Here is a 23830-nt window from a genome sequence, read left to right on the forward strand (position 1 = left end):
TTTGGGTCGAAAAAATATTCAATTATTTTCTTGAAAGACGGGCAGCGCTATAGCAGGCCGCTGCCCATGATTTCAGTTTTGGCTCATATTCCAGCCGCCACCAAGTGCTTTATAAAGTTGCACTTCACTGTTGATTTGATCAAGCTGGTCGTTTAACAGCTTCTGCTGTGAGGCGAATAGCTCGCGCTGAGCATCCAATACCGTCAAATAGCTATCAACACCTTGGTCATATCGCTGCTGAGCTAGGTCAAAGTATGATTTATAGTTATCCACAAGCTCGCGTTGGGCGCTAAGTTGCTTGCCAAATGTTCCTCTCGCAGCGAGTCCATCGGCCACCTCTCGAAAAGCTGTTTGGATACTCTTTTCGTAGGTCGCAACATTCATATCTTTCTGAATTTCTGCGTAATCGAGATTGGCCCGTAACTTTCCTGCATTGAAGATCGGCACACTAATTTGTGGAGCGAAGCTCCAGCTGTCGGATCCGCCGTTGAACAAGCCGTCCAGATCGCTGCTTGCTGAACCCACTGAAGCTGTCAGGCTAATGCGGGGAAAGAAGGCCGCACGAGCCGCGCCGATATTGGCATTTGCGGCCAGAAGTTGATGTTCAGCGGCACGAATGTCTGGTCTGTTGAGCAGCAGGTCCGCTGGTAGCCCCGCTGGAACCTTACTTAGAGCGCTCATGGCCAATGGCGAGCTGTGCGGCAAATCAGATGGAATCTTGCTGCCCAGCAACAATTGCAATGCGTTCACATCCTGCGCGATGCGTCGGGTGTACAAGGCCTGCTGAGCCTGGGCTTGGTTAACCAAAGTCCTGGCCTGTCGAACATCTAGCTCAGACGAAGTGCCTGCTGCTGCACTGGACTCGATCATTGCCAAGCTTTCAACGTAGCTGGTCAGCGTGGCGTCCGTCAGCTCCAAAAGCGCTTGGTCAGTTCGCCACAGAAAATAAGTGGTCGCCACATCGCTTATGAGGGCGATCTGCACGCTGCGCTGCGCTTCCTCTGTCGCCAGATATTTCTCAAGCGCTTGGCTCGATAAGCTTTGGATACGACCAAACAAGTCCAACTCATAGGCGGTTACCAAGCCAACTTGGTACTGGCTGTCGATACGAGAGTCGCCAGTAGAGGACAAGTCGTCCGGTAAACGGGTTCGATTTCCGGATGCATCGCCATCAAGCGTGGGAAACCGCTCCGCTCGCTGGATGCGGTAGAGCGCCCTGTAAGATTCAACATTTTTGGCAGCGATCCGAAGATCTCTGTTGTTATCAAGCGCCGCACCTAGAAGGCGCACCAGCGCTGGATCTTTGAAGAACTCCTTTGTCTGGGGAAGAGCGGCTGCGGCCCCCCGCTGGACTTCTTGCCCTTCGTAAGCCTGACCCGCAGGCCATTGCGCCTGTACAGGTGAGGCTGGCTGCTGATAGTCGGGGATCAAGCTGCATCCGCCGAGCATCAGCAACGCAAACACGGGGAGCGACTTAAACTTCATGAGTCACCTCCTTCGTTTTTGGCTTTCGTTTCATGAACCCTTCGAACAACTTGACTACCACCACATAGAACAGTGGAACAAAGAAGACGGCCAGTACGGTGGCGGTGATCATTCCTCCGACCACGCCCGTAGCAATGGAGTGCTGGCTCCCAGCGCCTGCGCCCGATGCAATGGCCATCGGCAGCACACCGAATGTGAATGCCAGCGAGGTCATCAAAATCGGACGCAAACGCAGCTTGGCGGCCTCTATCGCAGCTTTGACGATCGGATAACCTTCCTTTTCATACAGCTCTTTTGCGAACTCCACGATTAGGATGGCGTTCTTGGCGGACAGGCCAACTGTCGTCATCAAGCCCACCTGGAAGTACACATCCGCCGTCAGGTCGCGCCAAAGCGTTGCCAGCACGGCGCCCAAAATACCCAGAGGAACAACCATGATCACCGAGACCGGTACCGACCAGCTTTCATACAGTGCGGCCAGGCACAGGAATACGATCAGCACAGTCAATGCGTAGAGCAACGGTGCCTGGTCGCCAGTCTGTATTTCTTCATAAGAGAGACCGGTGTAGCTCAGGCCGATGCCAGCAGGCAGCTTTTGCATGATTTCAGCGATGGCAATCATCGCGTCACCAGTGCTGTATCCAGGGGCTGGCTCGCCGAGGATGTTCAGGGAAGAAATGCCACCGTAGCGCTCCAGCTTCGGTGAGCCGTTCACCCACTCACCGGTTGCAAACGCCGAGAACGGAACCATCTGGCCAAGGCTATTGCGCACGTACCATTTATCGAAGTCTTCTGGAGAGATTCGCGAGATGTCTTCGCCCTGTACGTACACCCGTTTGACCCGACCGCGGTCGATGAAGTCGTTGACATACATCGAGCCCCAGGCTGCCGACATCGTTTCGTTGATAGACGCGATGCTTACCTGCAGCGCACGGGCCTTTTCGTCATCAATGTTCACCTGGAATTGCGGCTCGTCGTCCTTACCGTTTGGACGCACTGCTTGGAGTTTGGGGTTTTCGCTTGCCAGTTGCAGGAACTGGTTTCGAGCTGCCATCAATGCTTCATGACCAAGACCTAGGTTGTCCTGTAGGTACAAGTTGAAGCCCATCGCGTTCCCCATTTCCAGAATGGCAGGGGGCACGAACGCCATGACGCTGGCATCTTTGATCTTGGCAAAATGCTGATTAGCCCGTTGCGCGATGCTGAATACGTCTTTCCCAGCGCCGTGACGCTCCTTCCAATCCTTAAGGGTAATCAGTACCAGCCCCGAGTTCTGACCACGACCAGCAAAGTTGAAACCATTCACCGTCAGGAAGTGCTCAACCAACGCACCTTCATCATTGCTCAAGTAGTCTCGCACCTCTTGAAGCACACCCTCGGTGCGCTCCGCTGAAGCATTTGCCGGCGTACGCACTTCGATCATCATCAAGCCCTGATCTTCGTTGGGCAGGAATGCCTTCGGGATCTGGGTGAACAGATAGCCGGTTCCTCCAGTGATCAGCAAGAACGCAAGCAAGTATCTACCGCGCCCCTTCAGCATTGCACCGACGCCTCGCTCGAATCGCAGAGTGCCGCGGTCGAAGATGCGGTTGAACCAGCCGAAGAAGCCCTTTTTCTCGTGGTGGGAAACGCCTTCCGGAGCTTTGAGAATGGTCACGCAAAGTGCTGGAGTGAACACAAGCGCGACAAAGATCGACAGTCCCATGCAGACCACGATGGTGATCGCGAACTGTTGATAGATGATGCCAGCGGATCCACCAAAGAAAGCCATCGGTACGAACACAGCCGACAGCACCATGCCGATACCCACCAAGGCCCCGGAAATCTGGTCCATTGACTTACGGGTAGCCTCAAGTGGCGTCAACCCTTCGTCGTGCATGAGCCGCTCAACGTTCTCGACCACGACGATCGCATCATCGACCAGCAAGCCGATGGCGAGCACCATGGCGTACATGGTGAGTACGTTGATACTGAGGCCGAAATAGGGCAGAAGTGCGAATGTGGCGAGCAGCACCACGGGAACTGCCAGGGTGGGGATCAGTGTGGCCCTGAAGCTCTGTAGGAACAGATACATAACCAGGAAGACCAGTACCACCGCCTCAAAAATAGTGTGTACTACCGACTCAATCGAGGCATCAACGACAGGTGTTGTATCGTAGGGATAAACGACCTCCACGCCATCTGGCAGATAGGCCTTCTGCTCCTCCATCAGCTTCTTGACAGCTTCTACGGTCTCCAGCAGGTTGCCACCGGTGGACAAACGCAGCGCCAGACTCGCGGTTGGGGAGTCCTTGTATTTCGCGGAAATGGCGAAGCTGTCAGCCCCCAGTTCGGCACGTCCGACATCCTTCACTCGTACCTGTGAGCCGTCCGCGTTCACCTTGATCAAGATCTCATCGAACTGGCTAGGCGTTGTCATGCGCGTCTTGCCGAGAACGGTGGCATTCAGCTGGACGCCTGAGCGAGTTGGTAATCCACCCAACTGGCCAGAGGACACTTGGACGTTCTGTTCCCGGATAGCATTGGCGACATCAGTAGGTGTCAGCTGATAGCTGTTGAGCTTGCCTGGATCTAGCCAGATACGCATTGCGTAAGGCGAGCCAAACAGCTGGAAATCACCGACGCCTGGAATGCGCGAAATGGGATCCTGAAGCTGTGAAGCGATCAGGTTGCCCAGGTCGAAGTTATCGAGCTTCCCCGAGCGATCCACCAAGCTCATGACCAAGAAGAAATTCATCTGGTACTTCACTACGCGAAGACCCTGACGCTGAACTTCCTCCGGCAAACGAGGTGTCGCCAGTTGCAGCTTGTTCTGCACCTGAACTTGAGCGATATCCGGATCGGTCCCCTGTTCAAAGGTCACGATGATGGTCATGCTGCCGTCAGAGGCGCTCTCAGCCGACATATATCGGAACCCATCAAGACCACTGAGCTGTTGCTCAATGACCTGGACCACCGTGTCCTGGACGGTTTGTGCAGAAGCACCTGGGTAGCTGACCTGGATCGAAACGGCAGGGGCCGCGATGTTTGGATATTGGCTAATCGGCATCTTGGCCAGCGAGAGTGCGCCGGCGAGCATGGCTACGATAGCGAGAACCCAAGCGAAGATCGGCCGGTCGATAAAGAAGCGAGACATTTACTGCGCCCTCTCAGTTAGCCGAGGCTTCAGTGGTAGCGGCGAAGTCAGCTACCAAATCCACATTTTTGGCTTCTACCGCATTGACGGCGATGCCGCTGCGAACACGTTGAATACCTTCGGTCACGATTCGCTCTCCCTCGGATACGCCTTTGCTGATCAGCCAGGCGTTGCCCACAGTTCGTAGGGTCTGGACCTCGCGGGCCTCAACAGTGTTGTCGGCCTTCACCACCCAGACACTTGGCACGCCACGCGTATCGCGGCTGATGGCTTGTTGTGGAACCAGGATCGCCGCCTGCTGCACACCTTCCTTCAGGAGGGCGTGAACAAACATGCCTGGAAGCAACTTGCGATTAGGATTCGGGAATTCGGCGCGAAGGGTTACTGAACCTGTGGTCGGATCAACGCTGACCTCAGAAAACTTAAGGGTGCCCGGGATTGGGTAAGCACTACCGTCATCCAGGGTCAGGCTGACTTCGGCCTGGTTCTCACCTGTCTTCTGAAGCCGCCCTGACTCCAATGCCTGTTGTAGGCCCAGCAGCTTCGTGATCGGCTGAGTGACGTCAACATAGATCGGGTCCAGCTGAGTAACAGTGGCGAGCGACTGTGCTTGACCGTTAGTAACGAGTGCACCCTCGGTAACTGTCGACCGTCCGATGCGGCCTGAGATCGGCGAAAGCACACGGGTGTACTGAACGTCGATACGAGCGACCTGATAGTCAGCCTCCGCCTGTTTCCATGCGGCAAGGGCATCGTCGTACTGCTGCTTGCTCACAGCCTTGGTTTTCAACAACGTTTCATATCGTCGCGCCAGGTTCTGCGCAGTGGTTCGATTAGCTTCGGCCCGACGCAATTGCGCCTCATAGGTACGCGGGTCAATTTGATAGAGCTGCTGACCCAGCTTGACCTCAGTCCCCTCAACAAAGAACCGCTTTTGAAGGATCCCCGATACTTGTGGGCGCACTTCCGCTACCCGGTAGGCCGAGGTCCGGCCGGGCAGGTCGGTTGTCAGGGTCAGAGACTGTGAGCGGACGGTGTATACGCCCACGTCAGGGGGAGGCGGAGCTGAGGCGATGTGGTCTTTTTCACCACAGCCGGTCACCAGCATCAGCGCCGTTAGGGGAATTGCATGTAATGCACGCGAGGATCGTATCTGTCTCACCGATTTGCTCCATCTCTGCGCCCCTAGGCCGGGGACTTGTAATTGCTGAATCACCATGTGGTCAAGTGTACCACTATGCGATACTATGAGCGCAAGCAAGCAGTAATAACCATCGGTCGAACGTTGGTGAGATAGATGTTCGGAACGTGTGACTGGCTAGGCGAGGCACGGAGCTCTAAAGTGGCGGCCATAACAGATGCTGCAGCGGTGCACGCTGAGGAGAGATATGAACCAATCAGACGAAGTCGGTGGCAAGGCGGGGGGTATTCAAGTCATCGCCAGAGCTGCCTCGATCATGCGAGCCCTTGGCAGTCATCCGAATGGCTTGAGTTTGGCGGCTATCGCGCAGTTGGTCGGGCTGCCGCGCTCGACCGTCCAGAGAATCATCAACGCCCTGGAAGAAGAGTTTTTGGTTGAGGCGTTGGGCCCTAGTGGAGGCTTCCGCCTTGGGCCGGCACTTGGCCAGCTCATCAACCAAGCACAATCAGACATTCTTTCGTTGGTAAAGCCGTACTTACGCTCATTGGCGGAGGAGCTTGAAGAGTCGGTCTGCCTGGCTTCTCTAGCCGGCGATAAAATTTATGTGCTGGATCGCATCGTGTCAGAACGAGAGCTGCGTGTAGTGTTCCCGATTGGCATTAATGTGCCCGCCGCTGCGACCGCCGCAGGTAAGGTCCTTTTGGCAGCGCTACCTGAGGAGTCACTCCCTGCAGCACTCAGTGATCAACTTCCAGTGTTCACCCCAAACACGCTCGGACGACAGGCGCTGATCAAACAGCTGAGTGAAGTCAGGGCGAGCGGCGTAGCAAGCGATCTGGATGAACATATCGATGGCGTTTGCTCATTCGCAACGCTTTTGGATACCTACCTTGGCTATTACTCCCTCGCAGTCGTAATGCCGAGTTCCAGAGCGAGTAAGCAGTCCGACACGATCAAAAAAGCTCTGCTATTGAGCAAGCAGAATATAGAGCGCGCCATCGGTCGCGCGTCAAAGAAAGCGCCCTAGTTAAAATGGCCAGGAAGACGGTAGCCGAGGCTGAGGAGACACGACAGCGCATCATCGACGCGGCTGTCGAGGTGTTCGCTGCCCAAGGAGTTCCAGACGCTACGCTGGACCAAATAGCCCGAAAGGCAGGCGTCACTCGTGGCGCCGTTTATTGGCATTTCAATGGGAAGCAAGAAGTACTTCAGGCGGTGCTGACATCGCGGCAGCATCCACTTGAATTGGAGTTCTCCGCCGACGACGGGATCGAACTCTCCTGGGAAGCAGTGGTGACCGCCATGCTTGATGCTGTTAACAGCCCCCAGTCAAAGCAGTTCTCGGAAATCTTGATTTATCAGGGGGTGGACGAATCGGGTCTGATCCATAGCCGCATGGAGCAAGCGAGTAATCGATTCCTGCAGTACATTCATCAGGTGCTTAGGCATGCGATTATTCAAGGTGAATTGCCGCAGACTCTGGACCTTCACACTTCGATAGCCGTCTTCAAAGGGTTGGTCACCGGGTTGCTTTATGAGGGCCTACGCAGCCAGCATCAACCGTCTCAAGTCATCAAAGCCGCGCTGAGATCATTCTTGGCGTTGCTCAAGGAGCCTCCTCGCCACTTACTGTGCGAGGAGGTTCAAGTTCCGCAAGCCTCAACAGAGTACTGTCAGCAGTAGCGCCGTTTCTGCCACTGATTACACCGCCAGCGCTCGCTCGCGCAGTTCACTGTTCAGGATGCGGTCGTTCTCGCTGTAGTCGACCGGGCAGTCAATGACGTGAACGCCGGGGTTGGCAATACAATGATCCAACAGTGGCAGCAAAGCATCCGCGCTTTCCACCCTGTGTCCATGGGCACCATAGGCTTCGGCGTATTTGACGAAGTCCGGATTACCGTAGTCCAGACCGAAATCGGTGAAGCCCATGTTCGCCTGCTTCCAGCGGATCATGCCGTAACCGTCGTCACGCAGGATTACCACGGTGATGTGCATGCCCAGGCGCACTGCCGTTTCCAGCTCCTGGCTGTTCATCATGAAGCCGCCATCGCCGCACACCGAGATCACCGGGCGATCCGGGTGCACCAGGTGCGCCGCCATCGCCGATGGCAGGCCGGCGCCCATGGTCGCCAGGGCGTTGTCCAGCAGCACGGTGTTCGGCTTGTGCGCCTTGTAGTTACGGGCAAACCAGATCTTGTAGATGCCGTTGTCCAGGGCCACGATGCCTTCGGACGGCAACACGCGACGGATGTCGGCAACCAGGCGCTGCGGGTAGACCGGGAAGCGGTCGTCGTCGGCGCCTTCGGCGATCTGTGCTTCGTTGGCTTCACGGATGGCCATCAGGCGGGTGAAGTCCCAGTGCGACGTGTCGTTCAGCGCTTCGCTGATTTGCCACACGGCGTTGGCGATGTCGCCGATCACTTCAACCTGCGGGAAGTACACGGCATCGACTTCGGCGGAGCGGAAGTTGATGTGGATGACTTCGGTGCCGCCACGGACCATGAAGAACGGCGGCTTCTCGATCACGTCGTGGCCGATGTTGATGATCAGGTCGGCCGCTTCGACGGCGCGGTGCACGAAGTCACCGGACGACAGGGCGGCGTTGCCCAGGAAGCGCGGGTGGCGCTCGTCGACCACACCTTTACCCAGTTGAGTGGTGATGAACGGGATGCCGGTCTTGTCGATCAGTTGCTTGAGGACCTTGGCGGTCATCTTGCGGTTGGCGCCGGCACCGATCACCAGGATCGGGTTACGGGCGTTATGCAGTTTCTGCACGGCGGCTTCGATGGCCACATGCTCGGCCAGCGGGCGGCGGTGCAGGCTGCGCGGGATCGGCAGTACATCGGTCTGCTCGGCGGCGATGTCTTCCGGCAGCTCCAGGTGTACCGCACCCGGCTTTTCTTCTTCGGCCAGGCGGAAGGCTTCTCGCATGCGCGACGGGATGTTGTCGGCCGAGGCGAACTGGTGGGTGTACTTGGTGATGGGGTCCATCATGCCGCACACGTCAATGATCTGGAAGCGGCCCTGCTTGGACTTCTTGATCGGCTTCTGCCCGGTGATCATCATCATCGGCATGCCGCCCAGGTAGGCATAGGCGCTGGCGGTGACCAGGTTGGTGGCGCCAGGGCCGAGGGTCGACAGGCTGACGCCGGTCTTGCCGGTCAGACGGCCATAGGTGGCGGCCATAAAGCCTGCAGACTGCTCGTGACGGGTCAGTACCAGCTTGATCTTCGACTTGCGCAGGGATTCGAGCAGGTCGAGGTTTTCCTCACCAGGAATGCCGAATACATACTCGACACCTTCGTTTTCCAGGCATTGCACAACGACATCAGCGGCCTTAGCCATATTCACCCTCATCGCACTCGAGGCAGTTGGGGCCCACGAAGTGTGGCATAGCGGCAGCTGCGCCACTCAACGCACGGGCTCTTATCGGTTGATTTTGATTTCTAGCGTTCGCAGCGTAGGGGCCTAGTGGCCCATTGCGCTGGTGGGACCAAATAAAAAGAAGGCCCAGCATCGCGCCGGGCCTTTGAGGTAATGCTTAACCGAGGACGCTTTGGAGCGCCTGCTGCAGTTCTGAGGCAGCTTCGTCGGCAGACCAAACAGCATTGCTGTGCCGCCATGCGATATAGCCGTCAGGTCGAACTAAGAGCGCGCCTGCCTCGTGAATTTCTCGAACCGATTGCCAATCGCAGTAAAGGTCCGCCGTACCTTTTGCGCCTGTGACAACAGTTTTCAAGAATGGCAGGTTCAATCTCTCTGCAGCAGCCACCCAGGCCTGACCGGCAAGGCCAGTGATAAGGGTCATTTGCCCTTTACCCACGACGTCGAGCGTCGAAATCCGGTGTCCGTTCTCGTTCACCAGCCAGGCGTGGGGAAGTTTGGCACCTGCGCGAGTGGTAGCCTGGAGATACAGCTCTTTGTCCCGGGCCCAGAGCTCAACACCGTCCCTTGGGTCAGGCTTAACGGCAGAGGATACGTAACGCTGGTTCAGCTCGACGCCTTGAGCGTTAAACTCGCGACTCTTGATTTCCAGCGCTTTCTGCAGGTTCATGCGCACTTCTACACCTGCCGGGCTCGGATCGCGCATGCGATCAAGCAGTTTGGCGATGGTGTCCACGCCGTTGCCGAAGTTGAAGCACTCTTTCAGCAGGGCATAGTCCTTACGGGACTGATTGGCACGCGCCACGATCTGTTTGCCCACGGGAGCGCGCTCCGCGGTGTAGCTTTCCAGTAGATTCGGATCGGCGAATCCTTTGAGGACGTAAGCCAGTTTCCAGGCGAGGTTGAAACCGTCCTGCATGCAGGTGTTGGAGCCCAGGCCGCTGGATGGCGGGTGACGGTGCACAGCATCGCCGGCACAGAACACGCGACCACGGGAGTATTCGGTGGCATGCGCCTGGTTTACATACCAGGTCGACATCCGCTCAACCTGGACTTCCAACTTAGGATCGCCGACCAAGAGTCGGATTTTCTCCAAAACTGCTTCTGGGGACAGGTCAGGGGCGCCTTTGGCCATGTCGAAGCCCCAGCCCGCAATCCACTGGTCCCACGGGCGAATGGCGCGGAGCAAGCCCATCCCGATTTCACCGAAGCCCGCTTCGGGAGTAGCGATCCATTGCAGGATGCTCGGGCGGTGCTCTACGTACTTACTCAGGTCAGCGTTGAAGATAACATAAGCGGTTCCGGCCCTGGCCATCTCGCCAACGATCGGCAGATCGATCTCTTTTGCTACTTTGGAGTTAGCTCCATCGGCGCCCACCAGATACTTCGCTCGGACTTCGTACTCGACACCGGTCAAAACGTCTTTCATGCGAGCAGTCACACCTTCGGCATCTTGCACATGGCTCAGATACTCGGTGTTGAAGCTCAATTGAGCACCGCGGATCGCGGCATGCTTGAGAAGGATTGATTCCATCTCGGGCTGGATGAGATCCAGCATGGTACATGGGCTGCCTTGGACATAGTCGCCCTTGCGTTTGTCGCCTGTGCCCCAGGTGCGCATACGTGCGATTTCCTCACCTGCCAGACTGGTGGTGAACAGCGTATCGCCCATCTGATCCCAAGGTGTGGCCGCTCTCACAACCTCCTCTTCCAACCCAAGATCACGCACGACCTCCATGGCACGCTGGTTCGTGATATGAGCCCGCGGCGAGTTCGCCAGCCAATTGAACATGGTGACCATTTTTACCCGGACACCGTAGGTGGCCAGCGCTAAAGCAGTGGTCGCACCGGCAGGGCCCGTGCCGATCACCAAAACGTCGGTGTCAAAGCTATCGGAGGTAGTCATTTTCTTATTCTCCAGGCATTACAAAAGTCTTTTCGAGCTCGCAAGGAGGCTCGGATCAGTTTGGGTACTGGTAACCGATACGCCGACGAACAAGGCGTCAGGGAATGCCAGTTTTTATGGACGTACGTCAGAACGCAGCGACATGGCGCATACGTGTGGGATGAGGGGATGCTGCATGGGACCTCCAAATATTTTTGTTTTCAGGCTCAAGGGCAGTCAGGTCCAGGTTAAGCGCGAGGGACAGCCTGCTACCAATCCATGCTTGCATGCTAGCATGCAAGTATTGCGTAGACAACGATATCGATCCTGCATTTCGTCAGCCGCTCTTACCTGTTCGCTCGCATTTTCTCTGAGTAAGATGCACATCTGCGCTAGGGCTCGCTGACCGTCCCAATTCCGTCTACTTTGGGCGCGAAGCGGGTTGTGGCGATCAGTGCTATCAGGGCAATGAGCGCCAAAGCTAGACAAAAGCTCATCAGCAGTAATGCCGCACTCAACGCCGACATAACCTTGAAAAACAAAGGAAGAGTCATGCTGATGCCAGCGGAGAACAGCATTTGAACAGTTCGTACTAGTCCGGAGGCAGTGCCTCTGTCCTCTGTAGCCGTCGATAGGGCGCTATGGGTAGCTGCCGGAGATACCAACCCAAAAAAATAGATCGTTAGGCTGGAACAGATAACCAGCATGACCAACGTTATGCCGCCAAGCGTTTTCTGTAAGACGAGTGCTGAGATGCTAACTAATAGGCCTGTACAGCCTATCACCATGACTCTTCTGTCGGTCCAACCTCGACGACTAAAGGCTGCGGTGGTCAGGGACCCAAAGAACGCGGCACCTGAGATCAGACAAATAAGCAATGAAAAGTGAAGGCTCGTTACCGGGTAATCGCCGTAAAAAATTTTTGGAGATGCAGTGATGAATACGAACATTATGGTGAAGCAAGCGGCGTAGATAATTGACGAGCAGGAAAAAACACTATTCTTCAGGAAGGCCTGGCATCGAATGAATGCCGAACTGAATGAAACCTGCTTCCGTAGGTGTGGCAACAGCGTTTCTTTGTAGGTTAAACAAACGCCAATCCAAATGGCGGCTCCCACGAGCGCTTGTACGATGTGTACCATGCGCCAAGTCCAGAAATCTATGATCACCCCACCAAGCAAAGGCGCGATCAACGGTCCGAGCCCCACAACCGCGGTCAAGCTGGCAATATGGGTGCGTGCGGCACGTTCTGGGAGGCTTTCTCTGACAATGGAGAACGGCACTGCGACACATGCGCCAGCAGCTGCGCCCTGGAACGCTCTGGCCACTAGGAGCTCGATGAAGTCATTGGATAGTGAGCAGGCCAAGGCTGCGAGGCTGTAGCACAGTAGGCCTACTTGCAGCGTAATGCGACGACCGAATCGGTCAGCGACCAGTCCGCTGACAAGAGGAGTAGAGCAGAAGCCAGCAAGGAATATCGCCAAGGTCAGTGAGCCTTTTCCCGCTTGCGCGTCGAGCTCATTTTCCAAGTTAGGAATTCCAGGCAAGGACATGTCAATCGACATCGGGCCCAGCGCGCAGATCGCACCAAACAGAAAGATAAACCAGATTCCTAGTGAGCTGCGACCTGTCATGCTGAACTCCTCATATCGTCACTTCTTTTGCCTGAAAAATCGTACGGCGATTGCCCGTTTTTCTCACCACAAAGCAAACGTATAATCGATGTTCACACGAAGCTCATTGTCGTCACGGTGAGTCGCTCCAGGACCGAAATCATTTCGATACCAAGCGTGTCTAACCCGGAATGCCACGTCCTTGAACGTGCCGCTTTGGATTACATATGAAAGCTCAACGTCTTTTTCCGATTCTTTAAGTTTGTTGCCGCCGAGGTTCGGAAGGTCAATGTTGTCTCCGCTGACGTAGCGCAGCATCCCCTTTAGGCCGGGGATGCCAACGCCTACAAAGTCGTAGTCGTACTTGACCTGCCAGCTTCTCTCCTTAGGGTTTAGGAACTCCGAGCTCAAGGTGCCTTCCGTAATCACTAGTGGTTCGGTACCAAAGAGATAGGGCATTGCAGTGTCCCCAGTCAGCTGCATGTAGCCAGCGCCGAGACGATGCACGCCGAGCTGGTAGGTCAGCATTAAGGCGGTATTGCGGTTGTCTACCTTCCCAGCTTTTGCGGATCCGTTGTCTTTGGAATCATAAAAGCGGAAGTCGGAGGTGAGCCGCCCTGGACCCAGCTCACGGTTGTCCACGAAACCGAGATAGTTCTTTTCGTAGATGTCTTCGAGCTCTGCGTAGTAGTACTTGAGCGTAAGGTTCTTCGACCAGGCGTAATCGCCGCCAAGGAAGTAAAAGGCATCAGACTCCGCTGCTCCGTTGAAGCGTCCGTTTGGCGCTGAAACTCGCATCTTTTGATAGTCAGTAGAGTCCCGTAGGTTGATTCGGTCCAGCCAACCCGCGTGCAGAGAAAGATCTGGGATGTCTTGTGAGCGCAGGTAGGTGCCGCGGAAGGTTTGTGGCAGCAGCCGTGTCGGACTTGCGAACGCGATTGGCAAGAACGTGCTCACGGTTCCGTACTGAAGCTCAGTTTTGGAAACCTTGACCTTCGCTGTCAGCCCTAGCTCGGAGTAGTCCTTCGCCGGCTCCCTGGTGGAGGCGGAGAACGGCAATAGGCCGGTGCCGACACGATCTGGTGAGGAGTCAAGGCGCAACCCCATCATGGCTTGAGCATCCAGTCCAAAGCCGACTACACCCTCGGTGAACCCCGAATTGAAGTTCACGATGAAACCCTGAGCCCACTCTCGCGCTGCAGCTTGCGGTGTCTGGTTGATGTAGTTGCGATCGAAGTAGTAGTTGCGCAGTGTTACCTTGGCTTTCGAATCTTCCACGAAGCCGGCTGCTTGTAGCGAAGCTGCATTTGCAGCCAGCAGCCCTGCGAATGCAATTTTTTTTGATTTGCTCATGTCGTGTCTTCTTTCTTGTTTTTGTGATGACGCAATGCCGCTCAAACCACCGAAGGGCTCAGCTCAGGGCGTTTCTTCAGCGACGAGAGATAAAGCAGCGAGATAGCCGCCAGAACGATGCCGGGCGCCGAGGCCAACATGACACCGCCTGCACCGGCTCCAAGGACCATCATTTTTCCTACGACAAGTGGACCTGTCATTGCACCGATACGACCGACTGCGAGTGCTGCACCGGTCCCGGTAGCCCGACCATTGGCGGGATAGAACTGAGGAGCGAGGGCGTAGAGGACGCACTGGCCACCCGTTGTGAAAATGCCTGCCAAGAATCCTGCGCCGATCATGGTAGGGAGTGAGGCCGCCACTGTGAGGCAGGCCAAAGAAATCAGGATGCCCCCATATACCAGCGCCGACATGGCCCAGATAGGCAGGCGATCCATTGCAACGCCGAGCATCAAGGTACCCACGGCCGCGCCAAGCTGCATGGCCAATACTACGACGCTTGCCTCGCTCGGCTTGAATCCCTGTCCAATCAGGATGCTTGGCAGCCAGTTGATCAGGATGTAGGTGACCATCAGTGTGAAGAAGAAGCTAACCCACAGGAGCAGGGTTTTCTTCAGTGCACCGCCTTCAACCAAGATGGCTTTGGTGGAGGGAACTTCGATCGTGGTGGTGGCAGCAATCGATTGCTTGTACACGTCGGGCAGGAAGAAAACCAGCAAGGGAACGATGACCAAAGGGACCACGCCGCCGACGTAGAAGACGAGCTTCCAGCCAGCCCCGAAATCCAGCAGCCCAATGGCGGCTGCCAACGCGGCCCCCAGCGGTACACCGCAATACATCAAGCTGACTGCTGTGCCTCGCATGCGCTCACCAGCAGCCTCAGATGCGAGTGCAATGAGGTTGGGCAACGATGCACCCAGGCCCACACCTGTCAGGAACCGGGCGAATAGCAACGCGCCGAAGCTCCAGGCTACCGTTGTGACGAGAGAGAAGATGCCGAACAGTGCAACAGAGGCGATGAGCACTTTTTTCCGGCCATAGCGATCAGCCAGACGGCCGCCAACGAAAGCGCCTGGAAGCATACCCAGGACGCCAACACTGAAAACCCAGCCCATTTCCAGCTTATCCAAGCTGTACTCGGCAGACATGCCGTGGGCCGCAATTCCTGGTGCTTGGAGATCCAGGCCTTCCATTAGTGCAACGAGGAAGCAAAGCGCGATGGTGATGAAAAGTTTGGTCTTATCGGTTTTATCAGTCATAACGACCCCCTCCGAAGCCCTTTGAAAGGTCTTCAGAAATCACATGATTGTGGTTTTAGTAACGCCAGTGATGTGGAACTACATCAGCTCAGTAATCACTCAAGAAAGAGTGAGTAGGTGGGCTGATCACTGCGTGTTCGGAGGTGCTGCGAGTCGGGAGTCTGCGAGGCATTCATCTGGTGATCTCTCTTATTGTTGTGTCATAGACCCCCTCCCTTACGGGAGGGGATTGCTGCAGACAGCTTGCGTGGAGCTGTCTGCGAACCTCAGCGCTTCAGCAAATCCAATGCGACGTCGACGATCATGTCTTCCTGGCCGCCAACCATGCGGCGTTTGCCCAGCTCGACCAAGATGTCTACTGCTTTGATGCCGTAGCGAGCAGCTGCAACTTCTGCATGGCGAAGGAAGCTCGAATACACACCGGCGTAACCGAGCGCGAGAGTCTCTCGGTCAACACGTACCGGGCGGTCCTGGAGTGGGCGAACCAGGTCATCTGCTGCATCCATCAGGGCGTACAGGTCAGTGCCGTGGTTCCAGCCCAGCTTGTCTGCGGCTGCAATGAAAACTTCCAGTGGTGCATTACCAGCACCGGCGCCCATCCCCGAAAGACTCGCGTCGATGCGGTCACAGCCTTCCTCGACGGCGACGATCGAGTTGGCTACGCCTAGGCTCAGGTTGTGGTGCGCGTGGATACCGGTGTGAGTGGCCGGATCGAGCACCGCTTTCACTGCGCGGAAGCGCGCACGGATGTCATCCATATTCATCGCGCCGCCGGAGTCGACGACGTAAATGCAGGTGGCACCGTAGCTTTCCATCAGTTTTGCCTGCTGCGCGAGCCCTTCGGGGGTCTGCATGTGGCTCATCATCAGGAAGCCTACCGTGTCCATACCAAGCTCACGGGCGTACTCGATGTGTTGCTTGGAGACATCGGCCTCGGTGCAATGGGTGGCGACACGGACAACGCGAGCGCCCGCGCTATAGGCAGCTTTGAGGTCGTGCAAAGTACCGATGCCTGGGAGCAGCAACGTTGCAATCTTGGCGTGCTTCACCGCGTCGGCGGCAGCTTCGATCCACTCGATATCGGTGTGTGCGCCAAAGCCGTAGTTGAAGCTGGAGCCTTGAAGGCCGTCACCGTGAGCGACCTCGATCGAATCGACCTTGGCGGCATCCAGTGCTCGAGCGATTGCTTGGACCTGATCCAGCGAGTACTGATGACGAATAGCGTGCATACCATCACGCAGGGTCACGTCCGAAATGTAGAGCTTTTTACCGTTCATATCTGCGCTCCTCAGGCTTGGCTCATCGACTGCGCCATGCGCTCGGCGGTAGCCAACGCAGCAGAAGTCATGATGTCGAGATTGCCTGCGTACGATGGCAAGTAATGGGCAGCACCCTCGACCTCAAGGAACACAGAGGTCTTCAGGCCACTGAATTTTCCTTGGCCGGGAATGTTCAGTGGGGCAGATTCAGGGATGACTTCAAACTGCACTTTCTGCTTGAGGCGGTAGCCGGGGACATACGCATTCACTGCGGCAACCATTTCTTCAATGGAGGCCTCAACCTGATCCTGGTCCGCTGCTTCAGACAACACGTAGACGGTGTCGCGCATCATCAGAGGAGGCTCAGCCGGGTTCATGATGATGATGGCTTTACCTTTGGCTGCGCCGCCAATTACTTCGATGGCTTTCGAGGTGGTTTCAGTGAACTCGTCGATGTTCGCACGGGTGCCAGGGCCTGCCGATTTGGAGGCAATTGATGCGACGATCTCTGCGTATTGCACCTTGGCAACACGCGATACTGCAGCGACCACGGGAATAGTTGCTTGTCCACCGCACGTGACCATGTTGAGGTTCTGCGCGTTGACATGCTCTTCGAGGTTCACGACCGGCACGCAGTAAGGGCCGATAGCTGCTGGAGTTAGGTCGATCACACGGATGCCCGGCTTGCACTCGCGCAGCAAGGCGTCGTTTTTGACGTGAGCACCGGCACTGGTTGCATCGAATACGAAATCGATGCCAGCAAACTCTGGCATCTTTACCAGCCCAGCTACACCTTCGTGAGTGGTCGCCACGCCCATCCGCCCAGCGCGGGCAAGACCGTCCGAGGCCGGGTCGATACCAACCATAACTGCCATTTCCAGGTGCTTGGAATTGCGCAGGATCTTGATCATTAAGTCGGTGCCGATGTTTCCGGAGCCGACGATGGCGACTTTGCGTTTTGTTGTCATTTTAGATCTCCATCACTCGACACTGAACGACACGCCGACGCGGCCAAGGCCATCGATCTCGGCTTCAAAATGATCACCTGGGCTTACGCCAACCATCGGCCCTAATGCACCGGTGAGGATGATGTCACCTGCTTTCAGTGGCTCACCAAACTCAGCCATTGTGCGGGCGAGCCAAACGGCCGCGTTCAGCGGGTTACCCAGGCATTCAGCGCCACTCCCGGAGCTGACAAGTTCACCGTTTTTCGAGAGGCGCATCGTTGCACCCCGCAGGTCAAGCCCGTCGATGCGCTGTGCAGGACCACCGAGCACAAAGCATCCGCTTGATGCGTTGTCTGCTACGGTGTCGGCGAACTTGATGTTCCAGCCCTCAATGCGGCTGCCGACAATTTCAAGCGCCGGGAGTACCCAGCCGGTAGCGGCGATGACATCTGCGAAGGTTGTGGAAGCGCTAGGGAGATCGCGTTCCAGCACCAGCGCAATTTCTGCCTCGATTTTGGGCTGCAGAACACGTTCGAACGGAACCACTTCGTTGTCGCCGTAAGCCATGTCAGCGAACAGGCATCCAAAATCCGGCTGGTCTACGCCCAACTGGGCCTGGACTTTGGGATTGGTCAAACCGATCTTGCGGCCAACCAGGCGTTGTCCATTGGCGATGGCGTAGGCTTGGTTCAAGCGTTGAATCGCATAGGCACCTTCTACGTTTGTGGCGCCGATGACGTCACGCAGTGGTCCAACTGGCTCGCCCTTTCCTTCAGCTCTGCGCAGATCTGCCGCCAAGCGCTCAAGGGTCTCTTGTGTGATGTTCATCGTGACCTCGATCAGTGGGTGAGGAAGTCGAGAACCATGCGGTTGAACGTGTCCGCGTGTTCCCATTGGGCCCAGTGGCCGCATTTGTTGAAGACATGCAGTTGTGAGTTGGGAATGCCGGCAACCAGGCGCAGACCGGTGTCCATCGGCACAAAGCGGTCATTGCGGCCCCAAACTACTAGGGTCTCGGCCTGGATCTCGCCAAGGCGATGCCCGAAGTCAGGGAACTGCTTGAGGTTCGCAGCGAGACTCGCGGTGAAGTTTTCGAGGTGGTCTTTACGAGCCAGCATGTTGTCCAGGCGCGCTTGGAACAGCTCCTCGGTCAGGTCACTGGTGTCGTAAACAAAGATGTTCATCATCTTCTTGAGGTTTTCGATTGTTGGCTCGCGGTACAGGCCGTTGAGCAACTTGATGCCTTCAGAGGGCATCGGTACGAAGGGGCTGACCCCACCGGTGCCACCGCCCATCAGCACGAGTTTGCCTACGCGCTCAGGCCAGGTCAGGGTGAAAGCTACAGCGGTATGGCCGCCCATGGAGTTGCCGAGCAGGTGCACCTTGTCCAGGTCCAGCTTATCGACCAACCCTTTCAGAACACGGGCGTTGAGATCGGAGCGAGAGCCGGTGCTGACGATCGAATCACTTTTGCTCCAGCCTGGGCAGTCCATGAGGATTACACGGAAGCCAGCCTCTACCAGTGGCTCAATGTTCCGATTGAAGTTGGCCCAGCCACTAGCACCAGGGCCCGAGCCGTGCAGCATGACAACGGTTTCTTTGCCTTCACCACAGTCGTTGTAATGAATATTCAGATCCAGTTCGCCGTCTTGGACGCGAACGAATTTGCTGGTGGTTTTTTCAGTAATTGCAGTCACGATCGAATCTCCGTGAAGGTGTGTTAGCGCTGAGAGTGCGCACTGATTGAGCCGAAGCCTGCGATCCACTCTGGGATCTCTCGGTAATAGCGATCTGTCGCGGTGTATGCGCCGTGGGCAGCGAGCGCTGAGAAGGCTGCGACCCAGGCCTTGACCTCATGCGTGGATTTACCGGCCAATTCGGAAAGGTGTGCGTTGGGAAGGTGATCCAGGTCGCTCAAAAGGTCCTGTTCAACAACGTCCAAGAAGTACTGATCCCACTCGGGATTCAGCGGATGCAGGGTGTTCTGGTCTTCGACAAACCGCTCAGCTGCGATGACCACTCGTTGAGTGCGGGCGTTGCGCTCGTCTTCTGGCAGATTGCGTCCACTGCCCATGAGCCGATCAGCCATCCGGGCATCAACTTTGGCTAACTCTGGAACTGGTGGTTGGTGTGAAAGGCCTCCCGATCCCAGGAATAGCACCCGCTTGTTCAGGGTGCGGGTGAATCGACCGACCGCATCACCCATCAATCTGACTCGCTCGAAGGTAGGCAGAGGCGGGGCCACGCAGTTCACGAAGATCGGCAAGACCGGATATTTGTCTAAACCGCCAAGAAGGAATTCGAGCGGTTGAGCGAAGCCGTGGTCGACCTGCATGCGATACGAAACTGGCATGTCGATGCCATTGCTCAGCAGAGATTCAGCGCAAGCTTCCGCGATGGATTTGGGGACAGAAAGAGTGCCGGCGAGCGAGCCGAAATCGCCGATGGCTTCAGCGGCCATGCCCAGGCAGAAAGGGGGCATGACATCGTAGAAGAAACCGTTGTAATGGTCTGGAGCGAAAAGCACCACGAGCTCAGGATCGAAAGCGGCGATGCGTGCACGGGCAGCGCGGACCACCTCATCCACTTCATCGAGCACGTTCTTGGGCGGATCGAAATGCCCAATGAGGGGTGTGTGCGATAGGCAATGCAGGTAAGCGTTCATCGATACGAAACCTTTACGTCGTGCCCCAGTGCCGGCCGCCTCGCACTGGGACGGCATGAGCGCTTTCCTCAATGCCTTACGGCAGAGGGGCAGCGCCATGCAGGTAGATTTGTTTTTGTCTGCCTGATCATCATGCACGCTAGAATGCTAGCATGCAAGCTTGACGATGCCCGCTCATCGTCGAATGGATCCTCACCATGGGAGCTGGGTTGCGACGGATGACGAAGCGATGGTTGCAAAAATCTGGTTTACTATCCGAAATGCTAGTATGCAAGCCAGTTAGCGAAATGTTGAACCGCGCACTCAGCCCTAGGAAAACCAGATTGATGCAAGTGGCAAACAAGAAGACCGCTATTTACCAGCACATTTTGGAGCGGCTGCTGAATCGTAGGTATGCGTTCGGCCAAAAGATCCTCGTAAAAGAAATTGGCGAAGAGACCGGTGTCAGTCGTCAGCCAATCATGACCGCACTGAACAGCCTGCAGGAAAGGGGCTTTGTCGTGATCACGGCCCAGGTGGGATGTGAGGTTGTGCACCCTACACGTTTGGAAGTTGATGACTTCTATCAAATGTTTGCGAACAACGAAGCGCTTATCGCCGGGCTTGCTGCTGAGCGTGGCTCCCCTGATGATGTGCTGCGGATGTCCGAGATCAACGACAAAATTAGAAGCATCAATCCAGCTCACAGCGATGCTGCCGACAGTTATCGCAATTTGAACGTTGAATTCCATCGCGTGCTGCACTCAATGGCGAAATCACCAATACTCTCGTCACGCCAAGTAGCAAATTTTGAGCTATCCGACTTTTTCATCGTACAAACCTGCGGCTTCCAAGTGCACTTGGGAGCTGCTACTGATGAGCATGATGAGATTCTTGCAGCGCTGAAAACCAGGAACAAAAAGGCTGCAGCCAATGCGGCTGCGAGCCATATTCACAGTGTGGCGAAGGATGTCGTATCTAAAATGCCTGAGGCTGAGAAGCTAGCCTCATAGCGGGAACGCGAACTCAAGCCATACAGAGTCGCCTTTGGGGCCGTTCTTGGCCGCGGTCTCACGCATCCACTTGAGCACGACCCCTGACTTCTGATCAAACGCATAGAAGATTTGGGGGCCAACGGCAAATTTACTCAGCCGGTTCCCGTCATCGAGGTCACCGTGGTCGTAGCGATCGTCGGTGACCTGCTTTGTGTAGTACCCCACCAAACCCAGCTGAACCTTGGGATTCGACTGCAGCCTGTAGCCAAGCAGGTAGTCGACGTTGAACACGTTGCCCGATCGATAGTCGGTCTCGTCGTTCTTCGCATTGATGGTGAAGGTCGGTGCAATCGAGACCTCCCAGTTAGGGTGGGGGAACCAGGTTAGGTCAAATTCCTGGGTATAGCTCGCATAGCCTGGCGGGCTATTCGCTAACTTATTACCGTCATAGTTTCCCAACGGGACAAAGGCACTGAATCCCGTTAGCAAGTGCAAGTTTTCGGAAGGCGAGTAGCCGACATACAGAGGGGTAAGGTACAGCTGCCTGAAGCCGGAGTCTGTATCACTATTTCCGAATGCCTCTACCTTGATCTTGTTCGCTGAACCGATAATTCCACTGCTGAGTGTAACGCCGCTATCGAATTTCACGTCCCATGTATGCACTACTCGAATGGCTTGAACAAAGTTTTCCAAGCTGAATCCGGGTGCAGTAGATTTGCCGCTGTTGTCTTTAAAGCTGTCCGCCTTGTAGTAGGCGGTATAGCTGTACAAAGAGGTTTCACCTGGGGGAGGCAAGATCGCCGGAAGAACGGTCTGTACTCCTAGCGGCCAAACAGTATCCCCATTTTCAGTTCCGTAACAGAGCGAAGAAACGAGCAAAGAGGATCCAAGCGCGCTGGCAATGCCAGCGCGTGTTACATAACTTTTCATTGTTATTATCCTATGTATTTTTACAGCTTGGTATGGGCCCCAATAAGAACGAACGTAACCAGCGCAGGTTCGGTGCCAGGGTTTCTCCAAGCATGGATATTGCCTTGCTGCACCACGACGTCTCCGCTCGCAAGCTCCCTTATCTGGCCGTCGTCCAGTTCGAGAACGAGAGGGCCTTTGACCACAATGCCGTAGTCGATTGTCGGAGAAGCGTGCATACCTGGTCGCTCAGGATCGAAGCATTCATACAGTCCGAGTAGGTGGCCTTGCTGCTCAGCATGAGCCTCCTCGGGATTGAAATCCGAGGACTGGAAGATTGAGTCAGGCGGGAAACTCACCGCCAGACACTTTGTTTCTCCAGGCTGAGGCAGCAGGGAAGAGGTGGCTTGAACTGGGTCGTCAAATGCTTCAGGAACGGTCGGAGACGCCACCGTGTGCCAAATTAAAGAGGTAGCGAATCCCGGAACCTTTTTGTATTCATAGGTCTGAGGCGCTAAACCGTCGGATAGGAACACAGCTTTACCATTCTGCGTACCTGCAACCACTCGTCTCACTTTCATGTTCGGTCTCCGATTGAGCACCGCTCGATCGAGCGGCACTGCTGTTCAGGCCAGGCTGGGATTGATTACAACGTTGGTGAAACCGCCTTTGCGGTCTGCTATTGCATCCATTGCCTCGTTGACCTGTTCGATGGCGAAGACCTCTTGGTCGAATACCGAAAGATCCAAAGTGCCGGCGGCAGCCATTTCGGCCATGTCCTGACCTTCTGCCACAGTGAACCAGAGGGAGCCGATCACGCTGATCTGGAAGCACATGAGTTTGAACATGGGGACCGGTAGATCTTCAGACATACCGCCGATATCCACCATGCGGCCGCCGCGGCGAAGCGCACCAATCGCCTCAACGGTAAGTTCATGAGGAGCGCCCGGGCCAACCGCATCGATGAAGACGTCAGCACCGAGCTCATCGGTGTGCTTCCGAACCCAATCACCCAGTGGCTCATCGCCGACGGAAATCGTGAAAATGCGATCTGGGGCGAGAGCGCGTACGCGCTCCAGCAACTGGCGGTTTCGGGCCATCGCGAAGATTTTTGTAGCACCCATGGCCAGGGCAAGCAGGACGGCCCCAAGTCCTAGCGTTCCGGTGGCGCCACTGATCAGCACAGACTGACCTGAACACACGCCTGCTTTTCGAAGGGCCGAATAGGCTGTGCCGAGATAGCCAAAGCGACATCCTTGCTCGAAGGATATCGCTTCAGGGAGCTTGACCAAGCCCGACGCTGGCGCGGTCATGTATTGGCACAATCCGCCGTAGGGGTAGTCTTCGAAGATTTCTTGCGAGCCTGGGCCAAACCCGAAGTAGCCCTGGAAGGTGAATGCGGTGCAGTTGATGTGCTGACCGCGCAGACAGGCATGACAGGAGCCGCAGCTACGGCCGGGATTCACGTACACGCGGTCTCCGACTTTGATGCCGTGCACGCCTTCTCCCACTTCTTTGACGATGCCGGCAGCATCCAAACCGTAAACCGCCGGCAGCTTCGGAAGCGGGAGGTAGGGGAACCAAGTGGAGTAGCTCTCGATGACATTGCGAAGGTTAGGTACCAAGTTGCAAGCCTTCACCTCTACCACCACGTCATGTGCACGGGGTCTAGGGACCTCGATCGAGTCGAGTTGGAAGGTCGGACCAACCTTATGAAGGCGGGCAGCTTTCATCATGCTCATTTCTATTTTCCTTATTTTCATTGGGCCAGAGGCCGTGGGCACTAAATAGGCAGACACCTCTAGCTCAAGAAAGCGAAA

Annotated in this window: 19 protein-coding genes; 3 read left to right on the top strand and 16 right to left on the bottom strand. The window is 55.9% G+C overall.

Annotated features, from left to right (window positions below; genetic code table 11):
• Positions 1 to 72: 72 nt before the first annotated feature.
• The 3 genes from srpC to srpA are packed head-to-tail and all read right to left on the bottom strand — an operon-like array spanning position 73 to position 5783.
• The gene (srpC, locus tag APH42_RS02090) at positions 73 to 1485 is read right to left on the bottom strand and encodes a solvent efflux RND transporter outer membrane subunit SrpC (protein WP_060492615.1); all 1413 of its coding nucleotides are present in this window, start codon (positions 1483 to 1485) and stop codon (positions 73 to 75) included.
• Positions 1475 to 4621: a solvent efflux RND transporter permease subunit SrpB gene (gene srpB / locus APH42_RS02095; protein WP_060492616.1), complete on the bottom strand. Its 3147-nt coding sequence runs from the start codon at positions 4619 to 4621 to the stop codon at positions 1475 to 1477. The genes srpC and srpB overlap by 11 nt, the downstream gene beginning before the upstream one ends.
• Positions 4622 to 4634: 13 nt before the next feature.
• Complete coding sequence (srpA, locus tag APH42_RS02100; protein WP_156352722.1) at positions 4635 to 5783, bottom strand: solvent efflux RND transporter periplasmic adaptor subunit SrpA; 1149 nt, start codon at positions 5781 to 5783, stop codon at positions 4635 to 4637.
• A 226-nt stretch (positions 5784 to 6009) separates the two neighbouring features.
• Between srpA and srpS the strand changes: the two genes are divergently transcribed.
• Both srpS and APH42_RS02110 read left to right on the top strand, forming a co-directional pair.
• Complete coding sequence (gene srpS, locus APH42_RS02105; RefSeq protein WP_060492617.1) at positions 6010 to 6789, top strand: solvent efflux transporter transcriptional repressor SrpS; 780 nt, start codon at positions 6010 to 6012, stop codon at positions 6787 to 6789.
• Between the two features lie 5 nt (positions 6790 to 6794).
• The gene (locus APH42_RS02110; RefSeq protein WP_060492618.1) at positions 6795 to 7445 is read left to right on the top strand and encodes a TetR family transcriptional regulator; all 651 of its coding nucleotides are present in this window, start codon (positions 6795 to 6797) and stop codon (positions 7443 to 7445) included.
• A gap of 18 nt (positions 7446 to 7463) precedes the next feature.
• Here the strand turns inward: APH42_RS02110 and APH42_RS02115 are convergent, their stop codons facing one another.
• From APH42_RS02115 to mhpB, 10 genes are all read right to left on the bottom strand, one after another.
• On the bottom strand, positions 7464 to 9107 hold the full coding sequence (locus APH42_RS02115) for an acetolactate synthase large subunit (RefSeq protein WP_060492619.1): 1644 nt from the start codon (positions 9105 to 9107) through the stop codon (positions 7464 to 7466).
• A 196-nt stretch (positions 9108 to 9303) separates the two neighbouring features.
• On the bottom strand, positions 9304 to 11052 hold the full coding sequence (locus APH42_RS02120; protein WP_023383540.1) for an FAD-dependent monooxygenase: 1749 nt from the start codon (positions 11050 to 11052) through the stop codon (positions 9304 to 9306).
• 371 nt (positions 11053 to 11423) lie between these two features.
• Positions 11424 to 12665 (bottom strand): MFS transporter, encoded by a 1242-nt coding sequence (locus APH42_RS02125; protein WP_060492620.1) that lies wholly within the window; start codon positions 12663 to 12665, stop codon positions 11424 to 11426.
• Positions 12666 to 12728: 63 nt separating this feature from the next.
• Entirely contained in the window at positions 12729 to 13997 is a 1269-nt protein-coding gene (locus tag APH42_RS02130; protein ID WP_060492621.1) for an OprD family porin, read from the bottom strand.
• 41 nt (positions 13998 to 14038) lie between these two features.
• Entirely contained in the window at positions 14039 to 15256 is a 1218-nt protein-coding gene (gene mhpT, locus APH42_RS02135; protein WP_060492622.1) for a 3-(3-hydroxy-phenyl)propionate transporter MhpT, read from the bottom strand.
• Positions 15257 to 15522: 266 nt separating this feature from the next.
• Positions 15523 to 16533: a 4-hydroxy-2-oxovalerate aldolase gene (mhpE, locus tag APH42_RS02140; RefSeq protein ID WP_060492623.1), complete on the bottom strand. Its 1011-nt coding sequence runs from the start codon at positions 16531 to 16533 to the stop codon at positions 15523 to 15525.
• Between the two features lie 11 nt (positions 16534 to 16544).
• Positions 16545 to 17483 (bottom strand): acetaldehyde dehydrogenase (acetylating), encoded by a 939-nt coding sequence (locus APH42_RS02145; protein ID WP_060492624.1) that lies wholly within the window; start codon positions 17481 to 17483, stop codon positions 16545 to 16547.
• A gap of 12 nt (positions 17484 to 17495) precedes the next feature.
• Positions 17496 to 18290 (bottom strand): 2-keto-4-pentenoate hydratase, encoded by a 795-nt coding sequence (gene mhpD, locus APH42_RS02150; protein WP_060492625.1) that lies wholly within the window; start codon positions 18288 to 18290, stop codon positions 17496 to 17498.
• 11 nt (positions 18291 to 18301) lie between these two features.
• Positions 18302 to 19159 carry an alpha/beta fold hydrolase gene (locus tag APH42_RS02155; protein WP_177336838.1) on the bottom strand — a complete coding sequence of 286 codons (858 nt, stop codon included), beginning with the start codon at positions 19157 to 19159 and terminating at the stop codon, positions 18302 to 18304.
• A 23-nt stretch (positions 19160 to 19182) separates the two neighbouring features.
• Complete coding sequence (mhpB, locus tag APH42_RS02160) at positions 19183 to 20127, bottom strand: 3-carboxyethylcatechol 2,3-dioxygenase (RefSeq protein ID WP_060492665.1); 945 nt, start codon at positions 20125 to 20127, stop codon at positions 19183 to 19185.
• 326 nt (positions 20128 to 20453) lie between these two features.
• Between mhpB and APH42_RS02165 the strand changes: the two genes are divergently transcribed.
• Positions 20454 to 21119, top strand: a complete 666-nt coding sequence (locus APH42_RS02165; RefSeq protein WP_060492626.1) for a GntR family transcriptional regulator — start codon at positions 20454 to 20456, stop codon at positions 21117 to 21119.
• Here the strand turns inward: APH42_RS02165 and APH42_RS02170 are convergent.
• Genes APH42_RS02170 through APH42_RS02180 form a run of 3 tightly spaced genes read right to left on the bottom strand, consistent with a single transcriptional unit; the run spans position 21114 to position 23752 of the window.
• A complete protein-coding gene (locus tag APH42_RS02170) occupies positions 21114 to 22031 on the bottom strand; it encodes a transporter (protein WP_256217754.1) in 918 nt (305 codons plus the stop codon). The two genes, APH42_RS02165 and APH42_RS02170, sit on opposite strands and share 6 nt — an antisense overlap.
• Positions 22032 to 22051: 20 nt before the next feature.
• Entirely contained in the window at positions 22052 to 22591 is a 540-nt protein-coding gene (locus APH42_RS29805) for a cupin domain-containing protein (protein ID WP_060492628.1), read from the bottom strand.
• Between the two features lie 45 nt (positions 22592 to 22636).
• The gene (locus APH42_RS02180; protein WP_023383528.1) at positions 22637 to 23752 is read right to left on the bottom strand and encodes an alcohol dehydrogenase catalytic domain-containing protein; all 1116 of its coding nucleotides are present in this window, start codon (positions 23750 to 23752) and stop codon (positions 22637 to 22639) included.
• Positions 23753 to 23830: the final 78 nt, after the last annotated feature.

The sequence above is a fragment of the Pseudomonas sp. NBRC 111140 genome, from assembly GCF_001320885.1.
In the GTDB taxonomy this organism is placed as follows: domain Bacteria; phylum Pseudomonadota; class Gammaproteobacteria; order Pseudomonadales; family Pseudomonadaceae; genus Aquipseudomonas; species Aquipseudomonas putida_P.